At 52.3% G+C, this 23300-nt stretch carries 21 protein-coding genes and 1 pseudogene; 14 read left to right on the forward strand and 8 right to left on the reverse strand.

Going from position 1 to position 23300, the window contains the following annotated elements; genetic code table 11:
• The first annotated feature begins 2 nt into the window (after nt 1–2).
• The 3 genes from ACJHXB_RS16925 to chpB all read left to right on the forward strand — a co-directional run bounded on the left by ACJHXB_RS16925 (nt 3) and on the right by chpB (nt 1151).
• Nucleotides 3–344, forward strand: coding sequence for a gamma-glutamylcyclotransferase (locus ACJHXB_RS16925; RefSeq protein ID WP_001219160.1), 342 nt, complete (start codon nt 3–5; stop codon nt 342–344).
• Nucleotides 345–555: 211 nt separating this feature from the next.
• Nucleotides 556–807: a type II toxin-antitoxin system antitoxin ChpS gene (chpS, locus tag ACJHXB_RS16930; RefSeq protein ID WP_001223213.1), complete on the forward strand. Its 252-nt coding sequence runs from the start codon at nt 556–558 to the stop codon at nt 805–807.
• Entirely contained in the window at nt 801–1151 is a 351-nt protein-coding gene (gene chpB, locus ACJHXB_RS16935) for an endoribonuclease toxin ChpB (RefSeq protein WP_000239581.1), read from the forward strand. The genes chpS and chpB overlap by 7 nt, the downstream gene beginning before the upstream one ends.
• Before the next feature lie 78 nt (nt 1152–1229).
• Here the strand turns inward: chpB and ppa are convergent, their stop codons facing one another.
• On the reverse strand, nt 1230–1760 hold the full coding sequence (gene ppa / locus ACJHXB_RS16940) for an inorganic diphosphatase (protein ID WP_000055075.1): 531 nt from the start codon (nt 1758–1760) through the stop codon (nt 1230–1232).
• Between the two features lie 309 nt (nt 1761–2069).
• On the opposite strand from ppa, the gene ytfQ reads away from it, so the two are divergent.
• From ytfQ to yjfF, 4 genes are all read left to right on the forward strand, one after another.
• Nucleotides 2070–3026, forward strand: coding sequence for a galactofuranose ABC transporter substrate-binding protein YtfQ (ytfQ, locus tag ACJHXB_RS16945; RefSeq protein ID WP_000265935.1), 957 nt, complete (start codon nt 2070–2072; stop codon nt 3024–3026).
• Nucleotides 3027–3158: 132 nt separating this feature from the next.
• Nucleotides 3159–4661 (forward strand): galactofuranose ABC transporter, ATP-binding protein YtfR, encoded by a 1503-nt coding sequence (gene ytfR, locus ACJHXB_RS16950; RefSeq protein ID WP_001024741.1) that lies wholly within the window; start codon nt 3159–3161, stop codon nt 4659–4661.
• 13 nt (nt 4662–4674) lie between these two features.
• A complete protein-coding gene (ytfT, locus tag ACJHXB_RS16955; RefSeq protein WP_001468884.1) occupies nt 4675–5697 on the forward strand; it encodes a galactofuranose ABC transporter, ATP-binding protein YtfT in 1023 nt (340 codons plus the stop codon).
• Nucleotides 5684–6679: a galactofuranose ABC transporter, permease protein YjfF gene (gene yjfF, locus ACJHXB_RS16960; RefSeq protein ID WP_000596021.1), complete on the forward strand. Its 996-nt coding sequence runs from the start codon at nt 5684–5686 to the stop codon at nt 6677–6679. Before ytfT ends, yjfF begins: the two co-directional genes overlap by 14 nt.
• Before the next feature lie 32 nt (nt 6680–6711).
• Here yjfF and fbp read toward each other — a convergent pair whose 3' ends face one another.
• The gene (gene fbp / locus ACJHXB_RS16965) at nt 6712–7710 is read right to left on the reverse strand and encodes a class 1 fructose-bisphosphatase (protein ID WP_000853753.1); all 999 of its coding nucleotides are present in this window, start codon (nt 7708–7710) and stop codon (nt 6712–6714) included.
• 175 nt (nt 7711–7885) lie between these two features.
• Between fbp and mpl the strand changes: the two genes are divergently transcribed.
• A complete protein-coding gene (gene mpl / locus ACJHXB_RS16970; RefSeq protein ID WP_001219792.1) occupies nt 7886–9259 on the forward strand; it encodes a UDP-N-acetylmuramate:L-alanyl-gamma-D-glutamyl-meso-diaminopimelate ligase in 1374 nt (457 codons plus the stop codon).
• Nucleotides 9260–9410: 151 nt separating this feature from the next.
• On the opposite strand, the gene yjgA is transcribed toward mpl, so the two are convergent.
• Nucleotides 9411–9962: a ribosome biogenesis factor YjgA gene (gene yjgA, locus ACJHXB_RS16975; protein WP_000166295.1), complete on the reverse strand. Its 552-nt coding sequence runs from the start codon at nt 9960–9962 to the stop codon at nt 9411–9413.
• 93 nt (nt 9963–10055) lie between these two features.
• On the opposite strand from yjgA, the gene pmbA reads away from it, so the two are divergent.
• From pmbA to ACJHXB_RS16995, 4 genes are all read left to right on the forward strand, one after another.
• Nucleotides 10056–11408: a metalloprotease PmbA gene (pmbA, locus tag ACJHXB_RS16980; RefSeq protein WP_001162171.1), complete on the forward strand. Its 1353-nt coding sequence runs from the start codon at nt 10056–10058 to the stop codon at nt 11406–11408.
• 183 nt (nt 11409–11591) lie between these two features.
• Nucleotides 11592–11978 carry a cytochrome b562 gene (gene cybC, locus ACJHXB_RS16985; protein ID WP_001232246.1) on the forward strand — a complete coding sequence of 129 codons (387 nt, stop codon included), beginning with the start codon at nt 11592–11594 and terminating at the stop codon, nt 11976–11978.
• Nucleotides 11979–12169: 191 nt separating this feature from the next.
• Nucleotides 12170–12412, forward strand: coding sequence for a type II toxin-antitoxin system RelB/DinJ family antitoxin (locus ACJHXB_RS16990; protein WP_000212715.1), 243 nt, complete (start codon nt 12170–12172; stop codon nt 12410–12412).
• A complete protein-coding gene (locus ACJHXB_RS16995; RefSeq protein ID WP_001105433.1) occupies nt 12402–12692 on the forward strand; it encodes a type II toxin-antitoxin system RelE family toxin in 291 nt (96 codons plus the stop codon). The genes ACJHXB_RS16990 and ACJHXB_RS16995 overlap by 11 nt, the downstream gene beginning before the upstream one ends.
• Here ACJHXB_RS16995 and nrdG read toward each other — a convergent pair whose 3' ends face one another.
• The 5 genes and pseudogenes from nrdG to treR form a co-directional block, all read right to left on the reverse strand.
• Nucleotides 12693–13157, reverse strand: coding sequence for an anaerobic ribonucleoside-triphosphate reductase-activating protein (nrdG, locus tag ACJHXB_RS17000; protein ID WP_001106233.1), 465 nt, complete (start codon nt 13155–13157; stop codon nt 12693–12695).
• A 157-nt stretch (nt 13158–13314) separates the two neighbouring features.
• On the reverse strand, nt 13315–15453 hold the full coding sequence (gene nrdD, locus ACJHXB_RS17005; RefSeq protein WP_000187799.1) for an anaerobic ribonucleoside-triphosphate reductase: 2139 nt from the start codon (nt 15451–15453) through the stop codon (nt 13315–13317).
• Between the two features lie 393 nt (nt 15454–15846).
• Nucleotides 15847–17502: an alpha,alpha-phosphotrehalase gene (gene treC, locus ACJHXB_RS17010; RefSeq protein WP_001392998.1), complete on the reverse strand. Its 1656-nt coding sequence runs from the start codon at nt 17500–17502 to the stop codon at nt 15847–15849.
• Between the two features lie 49 nt (nt 17503–17551).
• Entirely contained in the window at nt 17552–18973 is a 1422-nt protein-coding gene (gene treB, locus ACJHXB_RS17015; protein WP_001299664.1) for a PTS trehalose transporter subunit IIBC, read from the reverse strand.
• A gap of 118 nt (nt 18974–19091) precedes the next feature.
• Nucleotides 19092–20042 (reverse strand): annotated as a pseudogene (treR, locus tag ACJHXB_RS17020) (trehalose operon repressor TreR); the annotation flags it as partial.
• A 181-nt stretch (nt 20043–20223) separates the two neighbouring features.
• Here treR and mgtL point away from each other — a divergent pair.
• Both mgtL and mgtA read left to right on the forward strand, forming a co-directional pair.
• Nucleotides 20224–20277 carry a mgtA regulatory leader peptide MgtL gene (mgtL, locus tag ACJHXB_RS17025; RefSeq protein WP_001387276.1) on the forward strand — a complete coding sequence of 18 codons (54 nt, stop codon included), beginning with the start codon at nt 20224–20226 and terminating at the stop codon, nt 20275–20277.
• A 140-nt stretch (nt 20278–20417) separates the two neighbouring features.
• Nucleotides 20418–23114: a magnesium-translocating P-type ATPase gene (gene mgtA, locus ACJHXB_RS17030; RefSeq protein ID WP_000471851.1), complete on the forward strand. Its 2697-nt coding sequence runs from the start codon at nt 20418–20420 to the stop codon at nt 23112–23114.
• Nucleotides 23115–23300: the final 186 nt, after the last annotated feature.

Raw genomic sequence — 23300 nt, forward strand, 5'->3', positions numbered from 1 at the left:
CAATGCGAATATTTGTCTACGGCAGTTTACGCCACAAACAAGGCAACAGTCACTGGATGACCAATGCCCAGTTACTGGGCGATTTCAGTATCGATAACTACCAGTTGTATAGCCTGGGCCACTATCCAGGCGCAGTTCCGGGGAACGGAACAGTACACGGTGAAGTTTATCGTATTGACAACGCCACGCTGGCCGAACTTGATGCCTTGCGCACCAGGGGCGGTGAATACGCGCGCCAGTTGATTCAGACGCCGTACGGGAGTGCATGGATGTACGTTTATCAACGACCCGTCGATGGATTAAAGCTAATTGAAAGCGGCGACTGGTTAGACAGGGATAAGTAACCATACGCATACGCCACCTTCGGGTGGCGTTGTTTTTTGCGAAACGACTCGCATTCTGTTTTGTAATTCCCTCACCTTTTGCTTTTCTCTCCGAGCCGCTTTCCATATCTGTTAACGCATAAAAAACTCTGCTGGCGTTCACAAATGCGCAGGGGTAAAACGTTTCCTGTAGCACCGTGAGTTATACTTTGTATAACTTAAGGAGGTGCAGATGCGTATTACCATAAAAAGATGGGGGAACAGTTCAGGTATGGTCATTCCTAATGTTGTGATGAAAGAACTTAACTTACGGCCGGGGCAGAGCGTGGAGGCGCAAGTGAGCAACAATCAACTGATTCTGACACCCATCTCCAGGCGCTACTCGCTTGATGAACTGCTGGCACAGTGTGACATGAACGCCACGGAACTTAGCGAGCAGGATGTCTGGGGTAAATCCACCCCTGCGGGTGACGAAATATGGTAAAGAAAAGTGAATTTGAACGGGGAGACATTGTGCTGGTTGGCTTTGATCCAGCAAGCGGCCATGAACAGCAAGGTGCTGGTCGACCTGCGCTTGTGCTCTCCGTTCAAGCCTTTAATCAACTGGGAATGACGCTGGTGGCCCCCATTACGCAGGGCGGAAATTTTGCCCGTTATGCCGGATTTAGCGTTCCTTTACATTGCGAAGAAGGCGATGTGCACGGCGTGGTGCTGGTGAATCAGGTGCGGATGATGGATCTACGCGCCCGGCTGGCAAAGCGTATTGGTCTGGCTGCGGGTGAGGTGGTGGAAGAGGCGTTATTACGTTTGCAGGCGGTGGTGGAATAAGGTGTGTTTATTTATCGCGGGCATAAAAAACCCCTACTAACCGAAGCCCGGCGTTCAGGGTTATTACGCTAGAAGAACTTATTTATTCTTTGCGCGCTCGAAGGAGGCAACGATTTCAGCTTTAGCGGCTTCTGCGTTTTCCCAGCCTTCAACTTTCACCCACTTGCCTTTTTCGAGGTCTTTGTAGTGCTCGAAGAAGTGAGCGATCTGTGCTTTCAGCAGTTCAGGCAGATCGTTAACGTCTTTAATGTGATCGTATTCTTTGCTCAGCTTGCTGTGCGGAACCGCAACCAGTTTCGCATCTTCACCGGCTTCGTCGGTCATTTTCAGAACGCCAACAGGACGGCAACGGATCACAGAACCCGGCTGCAGCGGGTACGGAGTCGGGACCAGTACGTCAACCGGGTCACCGTCCAGAGACAGGGTGTGGTTGATGTAACCGTAGTTGCACGGATAGAACATCGCGGTGGACATGAAGCGGTCAACGAACAGTGCGCCGCTCTCTTTGTCGATTTCGTATTTGATCGGATCTGCGTTAGCCGGGATCTCAATAACAACGTAGATGTCTTCCGGCAGATCTTTACCCGCAGGGACGTTGAGTAAGCTCATGTCTGTTTCCTTTAAAAATATGTGGCAAACAAGTGCCGAGTATTATAGCCAACTCGCGCCGAATGTCTTCGCTTGTTTTCTTCTTCATTTTCCTTTTTAGCCAGTTTTAAGATGGTTTAAAGAGCAGGAAAATCCATAACCGTAGCCGCATTTTTCATAGTGAGATGAAAGCGATTACAAACTTGTGATTAACGTTTTATTTACTTTTTTGAAGTGTGATGTAACGCAATCCGTTACATAACGAATTGTCTATAGTTTTTTCGCGAACATCTTTTCACCAATAATAATTACCCCGACGAGGACAACCCTATGTGGAAACGCTTACTTGTAGTCTCTGCAGTCTCGGCAGCCATGTCGTCTATGGCGTTGGCCGCTCCATTAACCGTTGGATTTTCGCAGGTCGGATCGGAATCCGGCTGGCGCGCCGCAGAAACCAATGTGGCGAAAAGTGAAGCCGAAAAGCGCGGAATTACGTTGAAAATTGCCGATGGTCAGCAAAAGCAGGAAAACCAGATTAAAGCGGTACGTTCCTTCGTCGCGCAAGGGGTGGATGCGATCTTTATCGCTCCAGTGGTAGCGACCGGTTGGGAGCCGGTATTAAAAGAGGCGAAAGATGCCGAAATCCCGGTCTTCTTGCTTGACCGTTCCATCGATGTGAAAGACAAATCTCTCTATATGACCACTGTCACCGCCGACAACATCCTCGAAGGCAAGTTGATTGGTGACTGGCTGGTAAAAGAAGTGAATGGCAAACCATGCAACGTGGTGGAGCTGCAGGGCACCGTTGGGGCCAGCGTCGCCATTGACCGTAAGAAAGGCTTTGCCGAAGCCATTAAGAATGCGCCAAATATCAAAATTATCCGCTCGCAGTCAGGTGACTTCACCCGCAGCAAAGGCAAAGAAGTGATGGAGAGCTTTATCAAAGCGGAAAACAACGGCAAAAACATCTGCATGGTTTACGCCCATAACGATGACATGGTGATTGGTGCAATTCAGGCAATTAAAGAAGCGGGCCTGAAACCGGGCAAAGATATCCTGACAGGCTCTATCGACGGTGTGCCGGACATCTACAAAGCGATGATTGATGGCGAAGCGAACGCCAGTGTTGAATTGACGCCGAACATGGCAGGCCCCGCTTTTGATGCGCTGGAGAAATATAAAAAAGACGGCACCATGCCTGAAAAGCTGACCCTGACCAAGTCCACCCTTTACCTGCCTAATACCGCAAAAGAAGAGTTAGAGAAGAAGAAAAACATGGGGTATTGAGGGGCATCAATGCCTAATGCCGACTTGTGGGCCGCCGGATAAGGCATTCACGCCGCATCCGGCGGTTGTGCGAGATGCCTGATGCGACGCTGTTGTGTCTTATCTGGCGCACGCTTTACAACGGGGGAAACTATGAATATTAACCAACACCAGGAAATCCTCCGCACCGAAGGATTAAGTAAATTTTTCCCCGGCGTCAAAGCGTTAGATAACGTTAATTTCAGCCTGCGCTGTGGCGAAATCATGGCGCTGCTCGGTGAAAACGGAGCGGGAAAATCAACGCTAATCAAAGCATTAACCGGTGTCTACCACGCCGATCGTGGCACCATCTGGCTGGAAGGCCAGACTATCTCACCGAAAAATACCGCCCATGCACAACAACTCGGCATCGGCACCGTCTATCAGGAAGTCAACCTGCTACCCAATATGTCGGTCGCTGATAATCTCTTTATAGGTCGCGAACCCAAACGTTTCGGCCTTCTACGACGTAAAGAGATGGAAAAGCGCGCCACCGAACTGATGGCATCTTACGGTTTCTCCCTCGACGTGCGCGAACCGCTCAACCGCTTTTCAGTCGCGATGCAGCAAATCGTCGCCATTTGCCGGGCCATCGATCTCTCCGCCAAAGTGCTGATCCTCGATGAACCCACCGCCAGCCTCGACACTCAGGAAGTAGAGTTACTGTTTGGCCTGATGCGTCAGTTGCGCGATCGCGGCGTCAGCCTGATCTTCGTTACTCACTTTCTCGATCAGGTCTATCAGGTCAGCGATCGGATCACCGTCTTACGCAACGGCAGTTTCGTAGGCTGTCGGGAAACCCGCGAGCTACCGCAGATCGAACTGGTAAAAATGATGCTGGGGCGCGAGCTGGACACCCACGCGCTACAGCGTGCCGGACGAACATTGCTGAGCGACAAACCCGTTGCCGCATTCAAAAATTACGGCAAAAAAGGAACGATCGCACCGTTTGATCTCGAAGTACGCCCCGGCGAGATCGTTGGCCTGGCAGGCTTGCTGGGATCCGGACGTACCGAAACTGCCGAAGTGATCTTCGGTATCAAACCTGCTGATAGCGGCACGGCGTTGATCAAAGGCAAAGCGCAAACGCTACGCTCGCCACATCAGGCTTCGGTTCTTGGCATTGGCTTCTGCCCGGAAGACAGGAAAACCGATGGCATTATCGCCGCCGCCTCGGTGCGGGAAAATATCATCCTCGCTCTCCAGGCCCAGCGCGGCTGGCTGCGACCAATTTCCCGCAAAGAGCAGCAAGAGATTGCCGAACGCTTTATCCGCCAGCTTGGCATTCGCACACCTTCCACCGAACAACCGATTGAATTTCTCTCCGGCGGCAATCAGCAAAAAGTGTTGCTTTCACGTTGGCTACTGACCCGACCGCAATTTCTGATCCTCGACGAGCCAACGCGCGGAATTGATGTTGGTGCCCACGCCGAGATCATCCGCCTGATTGAAACGCTGTGCGCCGATGGACTGGCGCTGCTGGTGATCTCCTCCGAGCTGGAAGAGCTGGTGGGCTATGCCGACCGGGTGATTATCATGCGCGATCGCAAACAGGTAGCGGAGATCCCGCTGGCAGAGCTTTCCGTTCCGGCGATCATGAACGCCATTGCGGCGTAAGGAGAACAGTGTGATGCCTCAATCTCTCCCGGACACTACGCCGCCGAAAAGGCGCTTTCGCTGGCCAACAGGAATGCCGCAGCTGGTAGCACTATTGCTGGTGCTGCTGGTCGATAGCCTGGTGGCCCCGCATTTCTGGCAGGTGGTGCTTCAGGATGGGCGTTTGTTCGGTAGCCCTATCGACATTCTTAACCGTGCGGCCCCCGTTGCGCTACTGGCGATTGGCATGACGCTGGTTATCGCCACTGGTGGGATTGATCTCTCCGTAGGGGCGGTGATGGCTATCGCCGGAGCCACAACGGCTGCGATGACGGTCGCGGGATTCAGCCTGCCGATTGTTTTGTTAAGCGCCCTGGGCACTGGCATCCTGGCGGGATTGTGGAACGGCATACTGGTAGCGATCCTCAAAATTCAGCCGTTTGTTGCCACCCTGATCCTGATGGTCGCCGGGCGCGGCGTGGCGCAACTGATCACCTCCGGACAGATCGTCACGTTTAACTCGCCGGATCTCTCATGGTTTGGCAGCGGATCGCTGGTGTTCCTGCCAACACCAGTCATTATTGCGGTACTGACGCTTCTCCTGTTCTGGCTGTTGACCCGCAAAACGGCACTGGGGATGTTTATCGAAGCCGTTGGTATCAACATTCGGGCGGCAAAAAATGCCGGAGTCAACACACGAATCATCGTCATGCTTACCTACGTGTTGAGCGGGCTGTGTGCGGCGATTGCGGGCATTATCGTGGCGGCGGATATTCGCGGTGCCGATGCCAACAACGCCGGATTATGGCTGGAGCTGGACGCCATTCTTGCGGTGGTGATTGGCGGCGGATCGCTGATGGGCGGGCGTTTTAACCTGCTGCTCTCAGTGGTAGGGGCGCTGATTATTCAGGGGATGAACACCGGAATTTTGCTTTCGGGCTTTCCGCCAGAGATGAACCAGGTGGTGAAAGCGGTAGTGGTGCTTTGCGTGCTGATTGTTCAGTCGCAACGCTTTATCAGTCTGATTAAAGGAGTGCGTAGCCGTGATAAAACGTAACCTACCGCTTATGATCACCATCGGCGTCTTTGTGCTGGGTTATCTCTACTGTCTGACGCAGTTTCCCGGTTTTGCTTCCACAAGAGTGATCTGCAATATCCTGACCGATAACGCTTTTCTGGGGATCATCGCCGTTGGCATGACCTTTGTGATCCTCTCCGGTGGGATCGATCTCTCCGTCGGTTCGGTGATCGCCTTTACCGGCGTGTTTCTGGCAAAAGTGATTGGCGATTTCGGCCTCTCGCCGCTGCTGGCGTTTCCACTGGTGCTGGTGATGGGCTGTGCCTTTGGCGCATTTATGGGGCTTTTGATCGACGCCCTGAAGATCCCGGCGTTTATCATTACTCTGGCAGGAATGTTCTTTTTGCGTGGCGTCAGCTATCTCGTTTCGGAAGAGTCGATCCCGATAAATCATCCTGTTTATGACACGCTCTCAAGCCTTGCATGGAAAATCCCTGGCGGCGGTCGCTTAAGTGCGATGGGGCTGCTGATGTTGGCGGTGGTGGTTATCGGCATATTCCTCGCGCATCGTACCCGTTTTGGTAATCAGGTATACGCCATTGGCGGCAACGCAACGTCGGCGAACCTGATGGGGATTTCCACTCGCAGCACCACTATTCGCATTTATATGCTTTCCACCGGACTGGCAACGCTGGCGGGGATTGTCTTCTCGATTTATACCCAGGCCGGATATGCGCTGGCGGGCGTAGGTGTGGAACTGGACGCCATCGCGTCGGTGGTGATTGGCGGTACGTTGTTAAGTGGTGGGGTAGGAACGGTGCTGGGAACGCTATTTGGTGTGGCGATTCAGGGACTGATTCAGACATATATCAACTTTGACGGTACGCTGAGTTCCTGGTGGACGAAAATCGCCATCGGCATTTTGTTGTTTATTTTTATAGCATTACAGCGTGGATTAACAGTGCTGTGGGAGAATCGTCAGAGTTCGCCAGTGACAAGAGTCAACATTGCGCAGCGATAAAAACGCCTCTCCGTGTGGAGAGGCGCAGGGGATTACGCGTCCGGGAACTCACGGATAAAGCGTTCGACATCTTCAACCATATGGTCGTTGCCGACAAAGAACGAACGGCGCTGGTGCAGGGTTTCCGGGATGATATCCAGAATACGCTCTTTGCCATCGCTCGCTTTACCGCCCGCTTGTTCCGCCAGGAATGCCATCGGGTTGCACTCATACAGTAAACGCAGTTTACCGTCCGGGTGGCTGGCGGTGCTTGGGTAGAGATAAATCCCACCTTTCAGCAGGTTACGGTGGAAATCCGCAACCAGTGAGCCGATATAACGCGAGGTATACGGGCGATTGGTGGACTTATCTTCTTCCTGGCAGAATTTAATGTATTTCTTCACCCCGTTCGGAAACTTAATGTAGTTTCCTTCGTTGATGGAGTAGGTTTTGCCTTTCTCCGGGAAGCGCATCCGTTCCTGGCACAGGCAGAAAACGCCGAGTGAAGGATCGTAAGTAAAGGCGTGAACACCGCATCCGGTGGTGTAAACCAGCATGGTAGAGGAGCCGTATACCACGTAACCTGCCGCAACCTGTTTGTTACCAGGCTGGAGGAAATCTTCTTCCGTTACCGGCGTGCCAACAGGCGTAACGCGGCGGTAGATGGAGAAAATGGTACCGACAGAGACGTTAACATCGATGTTGGACGAGCCATCCAGGGGGTCCATCAGCACCACGTATTTTGCGTGTTCACAGCCTTCAAAGACGACAATCTCATCTTCTTCTTCAGAGGCAATGCCTGCAACGATATCGCGTGCTTTCAGTGCGGCTTTCAGTTTTTCATTAGCGAACAAGTCGAGTTTCTGCTGAACCTCGCCCTGCACGTTCTCAGCACCGCTGGCACCCAGGATATCAACCAGTCCTGCTTTGTTGATATCGCGATGGATAATCTTGGCGCCCAGTTTTATTGCCGACAGCAAAGCAGTGAGCTCACCGGTAGCATGAGAAAACTCGTGCTGCTTTTCGACAATAAATTCACCTAACGTTTTCATAAAACTTTCCCTGCAATGTTTATGGAGTAAAGCGACCGCAACAATCTTAACAAATAATCTCAATGTTGCGCTCAGGTGAATCGCGCCAGCAAATTGCGGATTATCCTGAAATGCGTTTCTCACTTGCCCGACATATGCGTAAAATGAGCGGCAGATTAAAAAAGGATAGTGACGTATGCGCATTCATATTTTAGGAATTTGTGGCACGTTTATGGGCGGTCTGGCGATGCTGGCGCGCCAGTTAGGCCATGAAGTAACGGGTTCGGACGCCAATGTGTATCCGCCGATGAGCACCTTACTTGAGAAGCAAGGCATTGAACTGATTCAGGGTTACGATGCCAGCCAGCTCGACCCGCAGCCGGATCTGGTGATTATTGGCAACGCCATGACCCGTGGAAATCCGTGTGTGGAAGCGGTACTGGAAAAAAACATCCCTTATATGTCAGGTCCGCAGTGGCTGCACGATTTTGTGCTGCGTGACCGTTGGGTGCTGGCCGTCGCCGGTACACACGGTAAAACGACTACAGCGGGAATGGCGACCTGGATTCTGGAACAGTGCGGTTACAAACCAGGATTTGTGATCGGCGGTGTGCCGGGGAACTTTGAGGTCTCGGCGCGTCTGGGCGAAAGCGACTTCTTTGTTATCGAAGCGGATGAGTACGACTGCGCCTTCTTCGACAAACGCTCTAAATTTGTCCATTACTGCCCGCGTACGCTGATCCTCAACAACCTTGAGTTCGATCACGCCGATATCTTTGACGACCTGAAAGCGATCCAGAAACAGTTCCACCATCTGGTGCGTATCGTTCCGGGGCAGGGCCGTATTATCTGGCCGGAAAACGACATCAACCTGAAACAGACCATGGCGATGGGCTGTTGGAGCGAGCAGGAGCTGGTGGGCGAGCAAGGTCACTGGCAGGCGAAAAAGCTGACCACTGACGCTTCTGAATGGGAAGTCTTGCTGGATGGCGAAAAAGTGGGTGAAGTGAAATGGTCGCTGGTAGGCGAACATAATATGCACAATGGCCTGATGGCGATTGCGGCGGCTCGCCATGTTGGTGTAGCGCCGGCAGATGCCGCTAACGCGCTGGGTTCGTTTATTAATGCTCGTCGCCGTCTGGAGTTGCGTGGTGAAGCGAATGGCGTCACGGTATATGACGATTTTGCCCATCACCCGACGGCGATTCTGGCAACGCTGGCGGCGCTGCGTGGCAAAGTTGGTGGTACGGCGCGCATTATTGCTGTGCTGGAACCGCGCTCGAATACCATGAAAATGGGGATCTGCAAAGACGATCTGGCACCTTCATTAGGTCGTGCCGATGAAGTCTTCCTGCTGCAACCGGCGCATATTCCGTGGCAGGTGGCAGAAGTGGCAGAAGCCTGCGTTCAGCCTGCACACTGGAGCGGCGATGTGGATACGCTGGCAGATATGGTGGTGAAAACCGCTCAGCCTGGCGACCATATTCTGGTGATGAGCAATGGCGGTTTTGGTGGGATCCATCAGAAACTGCTGGATGGACTGGCGAAGAAAGCGGAAGCCGCGCAGTAATTCTGAAGCCTTGCATGTGTGTGTATGCCGGATAAAGCGTTTACGCCGCATCCGGCATTTGAGCATAGTGCCTGATGCGACGCTTGATGCGTCTTATCAGGCCTACAGGTGCACCGTATCCGGCAAACCATACTCACATCAACAACGAAAATTACCCTTCGTTCTCCGCTAACTCGCGCAGATACTGGAAAATCTGGCGTGCGGATTTCGGCGGCTTATTCCCTTCTTTCTCTTTCTTCGCGTTGCGGATCAGAGTTCGCAGTTGCTGACGATCGGCATCGGGCCACAGATTTAATACTTCAGCGATGGCGTCATCACCCTGGTCGATCAGACGATCGCGCAGGTTTTCCAGTTTATGGAACAGTACCACCTGCTGGTTGTGACGGTTTTTCAGCTTATCCAGCGCCTGACGGATCGGTTCAACATCGCGCTGGCGCAGCATCTTACCGATGAGCTGCAACTGGCGGCGGCGACCTTCCATCTTAATACGCTGGGCGAGCTCAATAGCCGCGCGCAGATCCGCATCTAACGGGATCTTATCCAGCGCGTTTTTCCCCAGATCAACAATTTCCGCGCCAAGGCGTTTTAGCTCTTCGGCATCGCGTTTAATTTCACTTTTACTGACCCAGATAATTTCATCGCCTTCGTCTTCGATGTCATCACCGGGAACGTCGTCGAGCCAGTCTTCGGGCTGCTTAGTCATCTCAGGCTCCTTAAAAAAAGAGGCTAATGTTACCAGTTAAGATGCGCACTGAAAAACGGTTCTCTGTTAGACTTCAGAGAAACTCTCTACATTATGGCACTTGCAATGAAAGTAATCTCTCAAGTTGAAGCGCAGCGCAAGATTCTGGAAGAAGCAGTTTCCACTGCGCTGGAGTTGGCCTCAGGCAAATCGGACGGTGCGGAAGTTGCCGTCAGCAAGACCACCGGCATTAGCGTAAGCACGCGTTATGGTGAAGTGGAGAATGTTGAATTCAATAGCGATGGCGCGTTGGGGATCACTGTTTATCACCAGAACCGCAAAGGTAGCGCATCGTCTACCGATTTAAGCCCGCAGGCCATTGCCCGCACCGTACAGGCGGCACTGGATATTGCCCGTTATACCTCGCCAGATCCCTGTGCCGGCGTGGCAGACAAAGAGCTGCTGGCCTTTGACGCACCGGATCTCGACTTGTTCCACCCTGCGGAAGTTTCCCCGGATGAAGCCATTGAACTGGCGGCCCGCGCAGAACAGGCGGCATTGCAGGCGGACAAACGCATCACCAATACCGAAGGCGGCAGCTTTAACAGCCACTACGGTGTCAAAGTTTTCGGCAACAGCCACGGCATGTTGCAGGGTTACTGCTCTACGCGTCATTCGCTCTCCAGCTGTGTAATTGCTGAAGAAAATGGCGATATGGAGCGTGATTACGCCTACACCATTGGTCGTGCGATGAGCGATCTGCAAACGCCAGAGTGGGTTGGGGCCGACTGTGCTCGCCGTACTTTATCGCGCCTGTCACCGCGTAAACTCTCCACCATGAAAGCGCCGGTCATTTTTGCCAATGAAGTGGCAACCGGGCTTTTTGGGCATCTGGTGGGGGCGATAGCGGGTGGATCGGTTTACCGTAAATCTACCTTCCTGCTGGATTCGCTGGGTAAACAAATTCTGCCGGACTGGCTGACCATTGAAGAGCATCCGCATCTGCTGAAAGGGCTGGCCTCTACGCCATTCGACAGCGAAGGTGTGCGCACCGAGCGTCGCGATATTATTAAAGATGGCATTCTGACTCAGTGGCTGCTGACCAGCTACTCGGCGCGGAAACTGGGGCTGAAAAGCACTGGACACGCAGGCGGTATTCACAACTGGCGGATTGCCGGACAAGGGCTAAGCTTCGAACAAATGCTCAAAGAGATGGGTACCGGGCTGGTGGTGACGGAGCTGATGGGCCAGGGCGTGAGTGCCATTACCGGTGATTATTCCCGTGGTGCAGCGGGCTTCTGGGTAGAGAATGGCGAAATTCAGTATCCTGTTAGTGAAATCACCATCGCAGGTAATTTGAAAGATATGTGGCGCAATATTGTCACCGTCGGTAACGATATTGAAACACGCAGTAATATACAGTGTGGTTCTGTGCTGTTGCCGGAGATGAAAATCGCCGGGCAGTAAAAAAACTGGCGCGACCTGCCGCGCTATAAACTAAAAAATTACACAAAATCATTCGCACTGCATCGAGACGGAAAGTGAATGAGGGCCGGGGAGCGTACTCGCAGTACGTGACTCGGGCGAATGAGCGTAGCCGTCGATGAGGCAGTGTGAAGGATGAAGTGTAAATAAAAAAGGAAGTGAGCAATGCGTAAAAGCCTGTTAGCTATTCTTGCAGTCTCCTCGTTGGTATTCAGTTCGGCGTCGTTTGCCGCTGATCTTGAAGACAATATGGAAACCCTCAACGACAATTTAAAAGTGGTCGAAAAAGCCGATAACGCGGCGCAAGTCAAAGACGCGTTAACGAAGATGCGCGCCGCAGCGCTGGATGCGCAAAAAGCGACGCCGCCGAAGCTCGAAGGCAAATCACCGGACAGCCCGGAAATGAAAGACTTCCGCCACGGTTTCGATATTCTGGTCGGTCAGATTGACGACGCGCTGAAGCTGGCAAATGAAGGTAAAGTAAAAGAAGCGCAGGCTGCCGCAGAGCAACTGAAAACGACCCGCAACGCCTATCACCAGAAGTATCGTTAATTCCTTATTGGGCGGTGAAACGTTACCGCCCAACGCTTTCTTCTCCCTTCGTAAAATCACCGCAATATCTATCTTCACCACGGCATATTCCTGCGTGTCGTCCTCATTTTTGCGAGGCGTTTTCCAGAAATGAATGTAATGCATATGTAATGCTATAATGCATTACACTTTTCATAATTACCGGAGGCATAATGGCCACACTTAACGTCCGCCTGGATGACAAACTGAAAAATGAGGCTTATGCGGTGCTGGAAAAATTAAATATCACGCCTACTGAAGCAGTGCGACTGCTGTTTCAGTACGTTGCGGAAAATGGACGAATGCCGGTAAAAACGCTCACTGTCAGTGATAGTGAAGAAGCCTTGTTACGCACTGTCAGGGAACGACTGGCCAACCCACAAGAGGCCATTAAGGTCCGACTGGATGAACTATGAGCTGGCGTTTGATCCGCGGGCGCTGAAAGAGTGGCAAAAACTGGGCGTGACAGTCCGGGAACAATTTAAAAAAAAGCTTGAGGATGTGCTGAAAAGGCCGCGCAATCCATCGGCTAAACTGCGGGATTTACCGGACTGCTACAAAATTAAGCTGCGCACACAGGGATATCGCCTGGTTTATCAGGTTAACGATAAAGAGTTGCTCGTGTTGGTGATAGCTATTGGTAAGAGAGAGAACTCAGCCGTTTATGAAGACGCGACTAAACGGCTGGATGAGTGACTAACGCAAATGATGCACCACCTGATTGCTGCTGCCGCGCCAGATCAGGGAAGGGTCTTTTAAATCCTGCACAAATTTGCCGTCGACCAGTACGTTAATCAAATCAACAACCTGCATTTGCGCAGCGTTGAGTTCGTCGAGTTTATAGCCTGTCCACACCCAAATGTCTTTACCCGGACATTCGGCGCGGATTCGTTGTACCAGTTTCAGAATATCCGGCACGTTTTGCGGATGCAGCGGATCGCCGCCGGAGAGGGAAATACCCTGGCGTTTGATGCGAGTGTCATTCAGATCGTTAATGATCTGGTCTTCCATTGCTTTGGTAAATGGCTGACCGGAATTTACCCGCCAGGTGCTTTTGTTATAGCAACCGGGGCATTCATGAACACACCCGGAGACAAACAGGGTGCAGCGAGTGCCGGGGCCGTTGACGATGTCGACAGGATAGTACTGATGATAATTCATTATTTCGCCTGGCTTATCAGTCCGCGTGTAGGCTGCATCCGGTAATCAACGCCTGATGCGACGCTGTCGCGTCTTATCAGGCCTGGAGCCGTTGCCAAATGTAGGCCGGATAAGGCGTTTACGCCGCATCCGGCATTTGCTTAGCGCAGAGTGAAGATTAACCTATCTGCCCATTTCCCAAATGTTTAACGCGGCGCTTAACTTCTTCCTGCTTACCAGCGTTAAACGGACGTGCATCCGGGCTACCTAAATATCCGCACACGCGGCGAGTCACCGATACACGGGAGGTGTCATGGTTACCACATTTCGGACAAGTGAAGCCTTTACTAGTGCACTCGAACTCACCGGTAAAGCCACACTCGTAGCACTCATCGATCGGCGTATTGGTGCCGTAATACGGTACATGCTGATAGCTGTAATCCCAGACATCTTCCAGCGCCTTCAGGTTGTGCTGAATGTTTGGATACTCGCCGTAGCAAATGAAACCACCGTTCGCCAGCGGCGGGTAAGGCGCTTCAAAGTCGATCTTGTCGTATGGGTTCACCTTCTTCTCCACATCGAGGTGGAAACTGTTGGTGTAGTAACCTTTATCGGTCACGCCCGGCACCACGCCAAACTCAGCGGTATCGAGACGGCAGAAGCGGTCGCACAGGTTTTCACTTGGCGTGCTGTAGAGACTGAAACCGTAACCCGTTTCTTCTTTCCACTGATCCACTGCCTGACGCAGACGTTCAACAATTGCGATACCTTTCGCGCGAAGCTGCTCGTTGTCGTAAACATGCTCGCCGCCGAACAGCGCGTTAATGGTTTCGTGGATGCCGATGTAACCCAGCGAAATAGACGCACGACCGTTTTTGAAGATTTCAGAAACATCATCGTCAGCATTGAGACGCACGCCACAAGCACCTTCCATATAGAGGATCGGGGCCACGCGCGCTTTCACGCCTTCGAGACGAGCGATACGGGTCATCAGCGCTTTACGTGCCAGCACCAGACGTTCATCCAGCAGCTTCCAGAAGGTGGCTTCATCGCCTTTTGCTTCCAGAGCAATACGCGGCAGGTTCAGGCTGATCACGCCGAGGTTGTTACGACCATCGTGGATCTGCTCGCCGTTTTCATTTTCCCACACGCCGAGGAAGCTGCGGCAGCCCATCGGGGTTTTAAACGAACCGGTGACTTTCACTACCTGATCGTAGTTCAGGATATCCGGATACATGCGCTTGCTTGCGCACTCCAGCGCCAGCTGTTTGATGTCGTAGTTCGGATCGCCTTTTTTATGGTTCAGACCATCGCGAATTGCAAACACCAGTTTCGGGAACACCGCAGTTTTACGGTTTTTACCGAGGCCTGCGATACGATTACGCAGGATAGATTCCTGAATCAGGCGCGATTCCCAGCTGGTGCCCAGACCAAAACCAAAGGTTACAAACGGTGTTTGACCGTTGGCGGTGTGCAGGGTGTTTACTTCGTACTCCAGCGACTGGAAGGCATCGTAGCACTCTTTGATGGTACGAGAGTTAGCGTAGCCTTCGGCGTCCGGGATGTTCCACTCTTCTGCGGTCTTGCGATGTTTGTTGTAGCTGGCGGTGACAAACGGTGCCAGCACTTCATCGATACGGTTAATGGTGGTGCCGCCATAAATATGGCTGGCGACCTGGGCAATAATCTGCGCAGTTACCGCGGTTGCCGTAGAGATCGACTTCGGCGGTTCAATCTCGGCGTTCCCCATTTTAAAGCCCTGGGTCAGCATGCCTTTCAGGTCGATCAACATGCAGTTGAACATCGGGAAGAACGGTGAGTAATCGAGATCGTGATAGTGAATATCACCACGTTCATGTGCCTGCACCACGTCACGCGGCAGCAGGTGCTGGCGTGCATAGTGTTTAGCCACGATCCCGGCCAGCAGATCGCGCTGGGTTGGAATCACCTTGCTGTCTTTGTTGGCGTTTTCGTTGAGCAACGAGGAGTTGGTCTGCTCGACCAGACCACGGATCTCCTGGTTCAGGCGGCCGCGTTTTTCACGTTCAATGTCGCGATCGTGACGGTACTCGATGTAAGCACGAGCCAGTTGTTTGTATGGACCCGACATCAGCTGGTTTTCAACTGCGGTCTGGATCTCATTGATATCCACCTGGTTGCGGCCCTGCATCTGCTCGCTGACAACCGCAGCAACAGTGGCGCAATAATCGGCATCATCGACTTCCGCTGCTTTAGCTGCACGCAGAATCGCTTCTTTGATGCGCTCTGATTTAAACGGCACTTTGCAGCCGTCTCGTTTCATCACATGCGGTGTCATGATCGCTCCATATTTTTAAGAACAGGTTATCCACAGAAATTGGGAAAGGCGTTTTCCGGTTTTTTCGTTTCGTTTTCCGGTGCTTTCCGCAATCGCCATCCGCTTATCCACAACGCCGCACCTTTTTCGTGGGGAGCTGTAGTAGCAATTATAGTCGATTAATACAACATATTGGGTTGGGACGCATTTTAAAGTCTATATATAGTGCTTTGCATCAAGGATGTTTGAACTTTTTTTGATGTAGCTCAAAGTAAAAAGCAGAGCGTACGGATGACGGGCGCTACAGCGATATGTAAATTTTTTAATGAATTTGCTGGTTGAAAAATCAACAAAAACAACATGCTGACAGACAAAACCCCGGAATGACCGGCATTACCGGGGTTTAGCGAAGATTTACTTTTGTAACCACCAGACAGCCTCAAAAGGCCGTAAAGTCATGGCGCAGGGTTGTGGTGAGGCTTCTTCGTAGTTATGCATCACAAGCTGCCAGTTGCCGCGCATTTGCCCTAGTTGCCAGGGTTGGATCTCACGGCTAAGGTTGGCAATGACCAACAAGGTTTGCCCCTTCCATTCACGGCGATAGCACCACAATACAGGGCTGTTTGGCAGCAGATCCTGGTAATCGCCCCATGTCAGAACGGCTTCTTGCTTACGCAGTGCGATTAACTTTTGGTAGGTGTAAAACACCGAGGACTCATCGGTCAGCGCGGCTTCTACGTTGATTTGTTGATAGTTATCGCCTAGGCCAATCCACGGTTCGCCAGCCGTAAACCCGGCATTATCGCCGTTGGTCCATTGCATGGGTGTGCGACTGTTGTCACGGGATTTACTGGCGAGGATTGCCAATAACTCGTCGGCATCACGACCATCGTTGCGCAGCTCGGCAAACATATTGAGGCTCTCCACGTCGCGATAGTCAGTAATGCGCGTGAAATGCGGGTTGGTCATGCCAATCTCTTCGCCCTGGTAGATATACGGCGTTCCCTGCATGCCATGCAGCACCATCGCCAGCATTTTTGCCGCAGGCACGCGGTATTCACCTTCATCACCAAAGCGAGAAACAATGCGCGGCTGATCGTGGTTACACCAGAACAAGGCATTCCATGCCACGTTGTGCATTCCTTGTTGCCAGTGGCGGAACAATGTTTTCAACGCTACAAAGTCAGGTTTAGCCAGCGTCCATTTTTCACCACCGGGATAATCGACTTTCAGGTGATGAAAATTAAAGGTCATCGACAATTCACTGCCTGTCAGTGCCGCGTATCGCTGGCAATGCTCAAGGCTGGTGGAGGACATTTCACCTACGGTCATTAACCCGCGTGGCGTAAACACATCGCGGTTCATCTCGTGCAAAAACTCGTGTGCTCGTGGCCCGTCGGTGTAGAAGCGACGCCCGTCGCCATCCAGGTCATCAGGGAAACGCGGGTCTTTGGAGATCAGATTCACCACATCCAGGCGCAACCCGTCGACCCCACGATCGGCCCAGAACTCACAGACTTTTTTCAGCTCTGCGCGTACCGCTGGATTCTCCCAGTTGAGATCCGCCTGTTCTGGTGCAAAGAGATGCAAATAGTACTGTTCGCTTTCCGCATGCCAGCGCCACGCACTACCGCCAAATTTTGAACGCCAGTTGTTCGGTGGCGTTTCTGGTTCTCCATCGCGCCAGATATAAAACTGGCGGTAAGGGCTTGCTTTGTTCAGCGCCTCGCGAAACCAGGCATGTTGGGTAGAGGTATGGTTAAACACCATATCGAGAATGATACGAATCCCGCGCGATTTTGCCTGTGTCACCAGTTCGTCAAAATCGTCCAGCGTGCCGTAGGTGGGATCAATCGCTGTATAGTTCGCTACGTCGTAACCGTTATCGACCTGGGGAGAGACATAAAAGGGGGTTAGCCAGATGGCATCAACGCCCAGTTTATGCAGATAGTCCAGGCGCTGGATAACGCCACGTAAATCGCCGGTGCCGCTACCCGTGGTGTCCTGAAAACTCTTTGGATAAATCTGGTAGATAACGCCGTTTTGCCACCAGTGGGGAAGATTAGTCATTACGTTATTCCTGCAAATGCGAGGGGGCGCAATTGCGCCCCGAAGAAAATTAAACAATGTCCAGCGTGCCCAGGCGGTATTTCCGCTGATAGATAAACGAGGTGAGTACAATCGGGATGATGATGGCGATAGCCATTGCCAGCGCAAACACCTGCCAGTAGCTCGGTTGAATCGAGAGAATTCCCGGCAGGCCGCCTACGCCAATGCCATTCGCCATAACGCCGTTCAGGCCGCATAGCAATCCTGCCAGACCAGAACCAATCATCGCGCACAGCATCGGGAAGCGATATTTCAGGTTGATGCCGTACATAGCAGGCTCAGTGACTCCAAGCCAGGCGGAGATAGCGGCAGGCACGGAGATCTCGCGTTCATTGTGCTTGCGGCTGGAAATGATAATGCCTATCACGGCGGAACCCTGAGCGATATTCGACAGCGCAATCAGCGGCCACACTGGCGTACCACCCATGCTTTGAATCATCTGCAAATCAATAGCAAGCGTGGTCTGATGTACGCCGGTGATCACCAGCGGGGCGTACAGGAAGCCAAACAATGCCGCGCCAATCGGAGCAAAGCTGCCGGTCATCAGGTGACGTACCGCAAAGGCAACGCCATCGCCAATCATGCGACCAAACGGACCAATCAGCGCATGGGCGAGGAACACCGCGAGGATCAGCGAACAAACGGGCACCACCACCAGATAGAGGTAATCCGGCACGATGCGCTTAAGACGAGTTTCAATAACGCCCAGCGCCAGCCCGGCTAACAGTGCCGGGATCACCTGCGCCTGATAGCCCACTTTGGCGATGCTGAACATGCCAAAGTCCCACACTTCCGGCAGCTGCTGCCCGAGCAGATAAGCGTTCATCAGCTGTGGAGAAACCAGCGTTACGCCAAGCACGATACCAAGGATCGGCGTGCCGCCCATTTTTTTCACCGCTGACCAGCAAATCCCGACCGGCAGGTAGAAGAAGATCGCTTCACCGATCAACCACAGAAAATCGTAGATCGTTTGCAGGGAAGGGTACATTTGCGCCAGCGTTTGACCGTTGCTCATGGGCAAATCGCCGATCACATTGCGAAAACCGAGGATCAAACCGCCGCTAATCAACGCGGGCAGCAACGGGAAGAAAATCTCCGCGAAATGAGAGATCAACTGCTCATGCCATTTCATATTCTGCCGGGCGGCTTTTTTTACCTGCTCTTTATCAACCTGCGCCTGTCCGGTTGACGCTATCAGTGCTTGATAGTAATCACCCACGTTGGTGCCAATCACCACCTGAAATTGCCCGGCATTGGTGAAACAGCCTTTCACCATGGGGAGTTGCTCAATTTCTTTCGGTCTGGCATTGGCCGGTTGGTTGAGGACAAAGCGCAGACGAGTAATACAGTGGCTCACCGTCGCAATATTGCCGCGCCCGCCGACCAGTTCAATCAACCGATCGATATCCGTTTGGTTTATTTTGCTCATCATAAAGCCCCATGGCAGATGACATTTTTGGTTGGCTGCAGAATATATTGCGCTGAAAAATTTAAAAACGGGAACGTTCCCGAAACGCAGCGAAGATCACAATTTATCGTTCAGGAAACGATCAGGACAGGGTGGCGGGAATGATGATTTGTTGCGGTTCGCTGCGCCCGGTTACCTGCGCGATCAACTGGCAGGCCGCCTGGCGTCCAGCTTCGGCGTAACCGGGATCTACGGTGACGATCTCCGGATGGAGGAATTTCATTAACGGCGTATTACCGACGCTCGCCAGTTGCAAGGTGTCGATGCGTTGCTCTTGCAGGTATTTACTTGCGCCAAGTGCCAGCGTGTCGGTTGCGCACAGTAACGCGGTAGTTTCAGGCGTAATCACTTTTGCTACGTTCTCATAGCCTTGCTTCATAGCAAGCCCTGGCAGAGCGGCAACGGGATGCAATTTATGCGCTTTGCAGAACGCCAGGTAGGCTTCGTGACGTCGCTTACCGGTCGTCACGTCACTGTGCGGCACGCCGAGATAACTGATATTACGATGTCCCTGGTCATACAGCCGTTGCATCAGGATCTTGATTGCCCCTTCGTCGTCATAACAGACCGAAGCAAAGCCTTTTGCGTCACGCGCCAGCAGAACCAGCGATGACTGCCAGTGGGCTAACATTTCTTCTGTTATGCCGGTAAAACCGAACAGCACTACGCCGTCGATATTACGCCGTTTCAGCACCCCCAAATGTTCGGCAACTAATTGCGGGGAAAACTGACTTTCCATCATGATTGGGTCGTAACCTTGTTCATAGAACGCTGGCAGCATGGTTTGAACGGCGAGATTTTCTGACAACGAATCCAGACGGGTAACAATGATGGCGACCACTTTATCGCTTTGACCACGCATAGCGCGCGCAGAGCGGGAAGGGGAAAATCCATGCTGATTCATCACTGCTTCAACACGCTCGCGCGTGCGCTGGCTCACGCCGCTTTCGTTATTCAGCACCCGGGAAACCGTAGATTTCCCCACGCCGCTTAAGCGCGCGATGTCTTTGATGGTCAGCCGATTTTGCATCCTGTTGTCCCGTAACGTGTTGTTTAATTATTTGAGCCTAACTTTACCCGTGCATTCAGCAATGGGTAAAGTCTGGTTTATCGTTGGTTTAGTTGCCAGCAGGTATTATATCGCCATAGATGCTACGAATATTATTGGATTCTCCTTATTATTTGCGGCGCTTTTTTCACTTACCGGAGGTTATATGGAACCTGATCCCACGCCTCTCCCTCGACGGAGATTAAAACTTTTCCGGTAAGCCCGTCTTTTCACGGCGTTACCGGATGCGTAAGGCCGTGACGTTTTAACGTCCCTGCTCAGCTTTATTACCTTCAGGTAAGGCTTCGCCACGCCTGAAGACATTTCTGTACTGTTTCAGACAGTGCGGAGGGACTCCTTATGTTTAAAGAAATTTTTACCCGGTTCATTCGCCATTTACCTTCCCGTCTGGTTCATCGCGATCCATTGCCTGGCGCGCAGCAGACAGTGAATACGGCGGTCCCGCCGTCCTTAAGTGCGCATTGCCTGAAAATGGCGGTGATGCCCGAAGAAGAATTGTGGAAAACGTTCGACACCCATCCGGAAGGATTAAATCAGGCGGAAGTGGAATCTGCCCGCGAACAACATGGTGAAAATAAATTACCCGCACAACAACCGTCGCCGTGGTGGGTACATTTATGGGTCTGCTATCGCAACCCCTTTAATATTTTACTCACCATTCTCGGCGCTATTTCTTACGCCACGGAAGATTTATTTGCCGCGGGCGTTATCGCGCTAATGGTCGCTATTTCTACGTTGCTGAACTTTATTCAGGAAGCACGTTCCACTAAAGCGGCAGATGCCCTGAAAGCGATGGTCAGCAATACTGCGACGGTGCTGCGCGTAATTAACGACAAAGGCGAAAATGGCTGGCTGGAGATCCCGATCGACCAGCTGGTGCCCGGCGATATTATAAAACTGGCGGCAGGGGATATGATCCCGGCAGATTTACGTATCTTGCAGGCGCGGGATCTGTTCGTCGCTCAGGCGTCGTTAACCGGTGAGTCTCTGCCCGTGGAAAAAGCCGCTACCACTCGCCAGCCGGAGCACAGCAATCCGCTGGAGTGCGACACGCTGTGTTTTATGGGCACCACCGTGGTGAGCGGCACGGCACAAGCAATGGTGATTGCTACAGGTGCCAACACCTGGTTTGGTCAACTGGCGGGGCGTGTTAGTGAGCAGGAAAGCGAGCCGAATGCCTTTCAGCAAGGGATCAGCCGCGTCAGTATGCTGCTGATTCGCTTTATGCTGGTGATGGCTCCGGTGGTGTTGCTTATCAACGGTTACACCAAAGGTGACTGGTGGGAAGCGGCACTGTTTGCGCTTTCGGTCGCGGTAGGCTTAACGCCAGAAATGTTGCCGATGATTGTTACCTCGACGCTGGCGCGCGGCGCAGTAAAGCTGTCGAAACAGAAAGTGATCGTCAAACATCTGGATGCCATTCAGAACTTTGGCGCAATGGATATTCTGTGCACTGATAAAACCGGCACCCTGACACAGGATAAAATTGTGCTGGAGAATCATACCGATATCTCCGGTAAAACCAGCGAACGCGTGCTGCATAGCGCGTGGTTGAACAGTCATTACCAGACCGGACTTAAAAACCTGCTTGATACCGCGGTGCTCGAAGGTACGGATGAAGAGTCAGCGCGTTCGCTGGCCAGCCGTTGGCAAAAAATTGATGAGATTCCGTTTGATTTCGAGCGTCGCCGGATGTCGGTGGTAGTGGCAGAAAATACCGAACACCATCAGCTGGTTTGCAAAGGCGCATTGCAGGAAATCCTCAATGTGTGTTCGCAAGTGCGTCACAATGGCGAGATTGTACCGCTCGATGACACCATGCTACGTAAGATTAAGCGGGTTACTGATACGCTGAATCGTCAGGGGCTGCGCGTGGTTGCGGTTGCGACGAAATACCTGCCAGCGCGTGAAGGAGATTACCAGCGAGCGGATGAATCCGACCTGATCCTCGAAGGATATATTGCTTTCCTTGATCCGCCAAAAGAGACAACTGCTCCGGCACTGAAGGCATTAAAATCGAGTGGAATTACCGTAAAAATCCTTACTGGCGACAGTGAGTTAGTTGCAGCGAAAGTGTGCCATGAAGTGGGGCTGGACGCGGGAGAGGTGGTCATTGGTAGTGATATTGAAACGCTATCTGACGACGAACTGGCAAATCTCGCACAGCGCACCACGCTGTTTGCTCGCCTGACGCCGATGCATAAAGAACGCATTGTGACCTTACTGAAGCGCGAAGGGCATGTGGTTGGCTTTATGGGCGATGGTATTAATGATGCGCCCGCCTTACGTGCTGCGGATATCGGCATTTCTGTGGACGGCGCGGTAGATATTGCCCGTGAAGCGGCTGATATCATCCTGCTGGAAAAAAGCCTGATGGTGCTGGAAGAGGGGGTTATTGAGGGACGTCGCACTTTCGCCAACATGCTGAAATACATCAAAATGACGGCGAGCTCTAACTTCGGTAATGTGTTCAGCGTGCTGGTGGCGAGTGCTTTCTTGCCCTTCCTGCCGATGTTGCCGTTACACTTGCTTATTCAGAACCTGCTGTACGATGTGTCACAGGTGGCGATCCCGTTTGATAACGTCGACGACGAGCAAATTCAAAAGCCGCAGCGTTGGAATCCGGCGGATCTGGGGCGCTTTATGATCTTCTTCGGACCGATCAGCTCGATCTTCGATATTCTGACGTTTTGCCTGATGTGGTGGGTATTCCATGCCAACACGCCGGAAACGCAAACGCTGTTCCAGTCGGGCTGGTTTGTGGTGGGCTTACTGTCGCAAACGCTGATTGTGCATATGATCCGCACCCGTCGTGTACCGTTTATTCAGAGCTGTGCATCGTGGCCGTTAATGATCATGACCGTGATCGTGATGATTGTCGGGATCGCATTGCCGTTTTCACCGCTGGCCAGTTATCTGCAGCTGCAGGCGCTGCCGTTAAGCTATTTCCCGTGGCTGGTTGCGATTCTGGCAGGGTATATGACGTTAACCCAGTTGGTGAAAGGGTTCTATAGCCGTCGTTACGGCTGGCAGTAAAGAATAAACTGGGCATGGTGGCCCGGATTCAGATTGCAGACAAAGTGAGCTTTGTTCATGCCGGATGCGGCGTAATGAACTGCACCCCAAATGTTGGACATAATCTGACATCTGAAGGTGCAGTTTATGAAACATTCATTTGAAGTAAAACTTGCCGCTGTAAATCATTACCTGGCTGGTCATGCA

The sequence above is a fragment of the Escherichia sp. WS3227_2 genome (assembly GCF_046486495.1).
GTDB classification, from domain to species: Bacteria; Pseudomonadota; Gammaproteobacteria; order Enterobacterales; family Enterobacteriaceae; genus Escherichia; species Escherichia coli.

What these genes read in the sequence shown, in the direction of transcription:
- ACJHXB_RS16925 (WP_001219160.1), top strand. Translation starts at nt 3, where the DNA reads ATGCGAATATTTGTCTACGGCAGTTTACGCCACAAACAAGGCAACAGT.
- chpS (WP_001223213.1), top strand. Translation starts at nt 556, where the DNA reads ATGCGTATTACCATAAAAAGATGGGGGAACAGTTCAGGTATGGTCATT.
- chpB (WP_000239581.1), top strand. Translation starts at nt 801, where the DNA reads ATGGTAAAGAAAAGTGAATTTGAACGGGGAGACATTGTGCTGGTTGGC.
- ppa (WP_000055075.1), bottom strand. Translation starts at nt 1,760, where the DNA reads ATGAGCTTACTCAACGTCCCTGCGGGTAAAGATCTGCCGGAAGACATC.
- ytfQ (WP_000265935.1), top strand. Translation starts at nt 2,070, where the DNA reads ATGTGGAAACGCTTACTTGTAGTCTCTGCAGTCTCGGCAGCCATGTCG.
- ytfR (WP_001024741.1), top strand. Translation starts at nt 3,159, where the DNA reads ATGAATATTAACCAACACCAGGAAATCCTCCGCACCGAAGGATTAAGT.
- ytfT (WP_001468884.1), top strand. Translation starts at nt 4,675, where the DNA reads ATGCCTCAATCTCTCCCGGACACTACGCCGCCGAAAAGGCGCTTTCGC.
- fbp (WP_000853753.1), bottom strand. Translation starts at nt 7,710, where the DNA reads ATGAAAACGTTAGGTGAATTTATTGTCGAAAAGCAGCACGAGTTTTCT.
- mpl (WP_001219792.1), top strand. Translation starts at nt 7,886, where the DNA reads ATGCGCATTCATATTTTAGGAATTTGTGGCACGTTTATGGGCGGTCTG.
- yjgA (WP_000166295.1), bottom strand. Translation starts at nt 9,962, where the DNA reads ATGACTAAGCAGCCCGAAGACTGGCTCGACGACGTTCCCGGTGATGAC.
- pmbA (WP_001162171.1), top strand. Translation starts at nt 10,056, where the DNA reads ATGGCACTTGCAATGAAAGTAATCTCTCAAGTTGAAGCGCAGCGCAAG.
- cybC (WP_001232246.1), top strand. Translation starts at nt 11,592, where the DNA reads ATGCGTAAAAGCCTGTTAGCTATTCTTGCAGTCTCCTCGTTGGTATTC.
- ACJHXB_RS16990 (WP_000212715.1), top strand. Translation starts at nt 12,170, where the DNA reads ATGGCCACACTTAACGTCCGCCTGGATGACAAACTGAAAAATGAGGCT.
- ACJHXB_RS16995 (WP_001105433.1), top strand. Translation starts at nt 12,402, where the DNA reads ATGAACTATGAGCTGGCGTTTGATCCGCGGGCGCTGAAAGAGTGGCAA.
- nrdG (WP_001106233.1), bottom strand. Translation starts at nt 13,157, where the DNA reads ATGAATTATCATCAGTACTATCCTGTCGACATCGTCAACGGCCCCGGC.
- nrdD (WP_000187799.1), bottom strand. Translation starts at nt 15,453, where the DNA reads ATGACACCGCATGTGATGAAACGAGACGGCTGCAAAGTGCCGTTTAAA.
- treC (WP_001392998.1), bottom strand. Translation starts at nt 17,502, where the DNA reads ATGACTAATCTTCCCCACTGGTGGCAAAACGGCGTTATCTACCAGATT.
- treB (WP_001299664.1), bottom strand. Translation starts at nt 18,973, where the DNA reads ATGATGAGCAAAATAAACCAAACGGATATCGATCGGTTGATTGAACTG.
- mgtA (WP_000471851.1), top strand. Translation starts at nt 20,418, where the DNA reads ATGTTTAAAGAAATTTTTACCCGGTTCATTCGCCATTTACCTTCCCGT.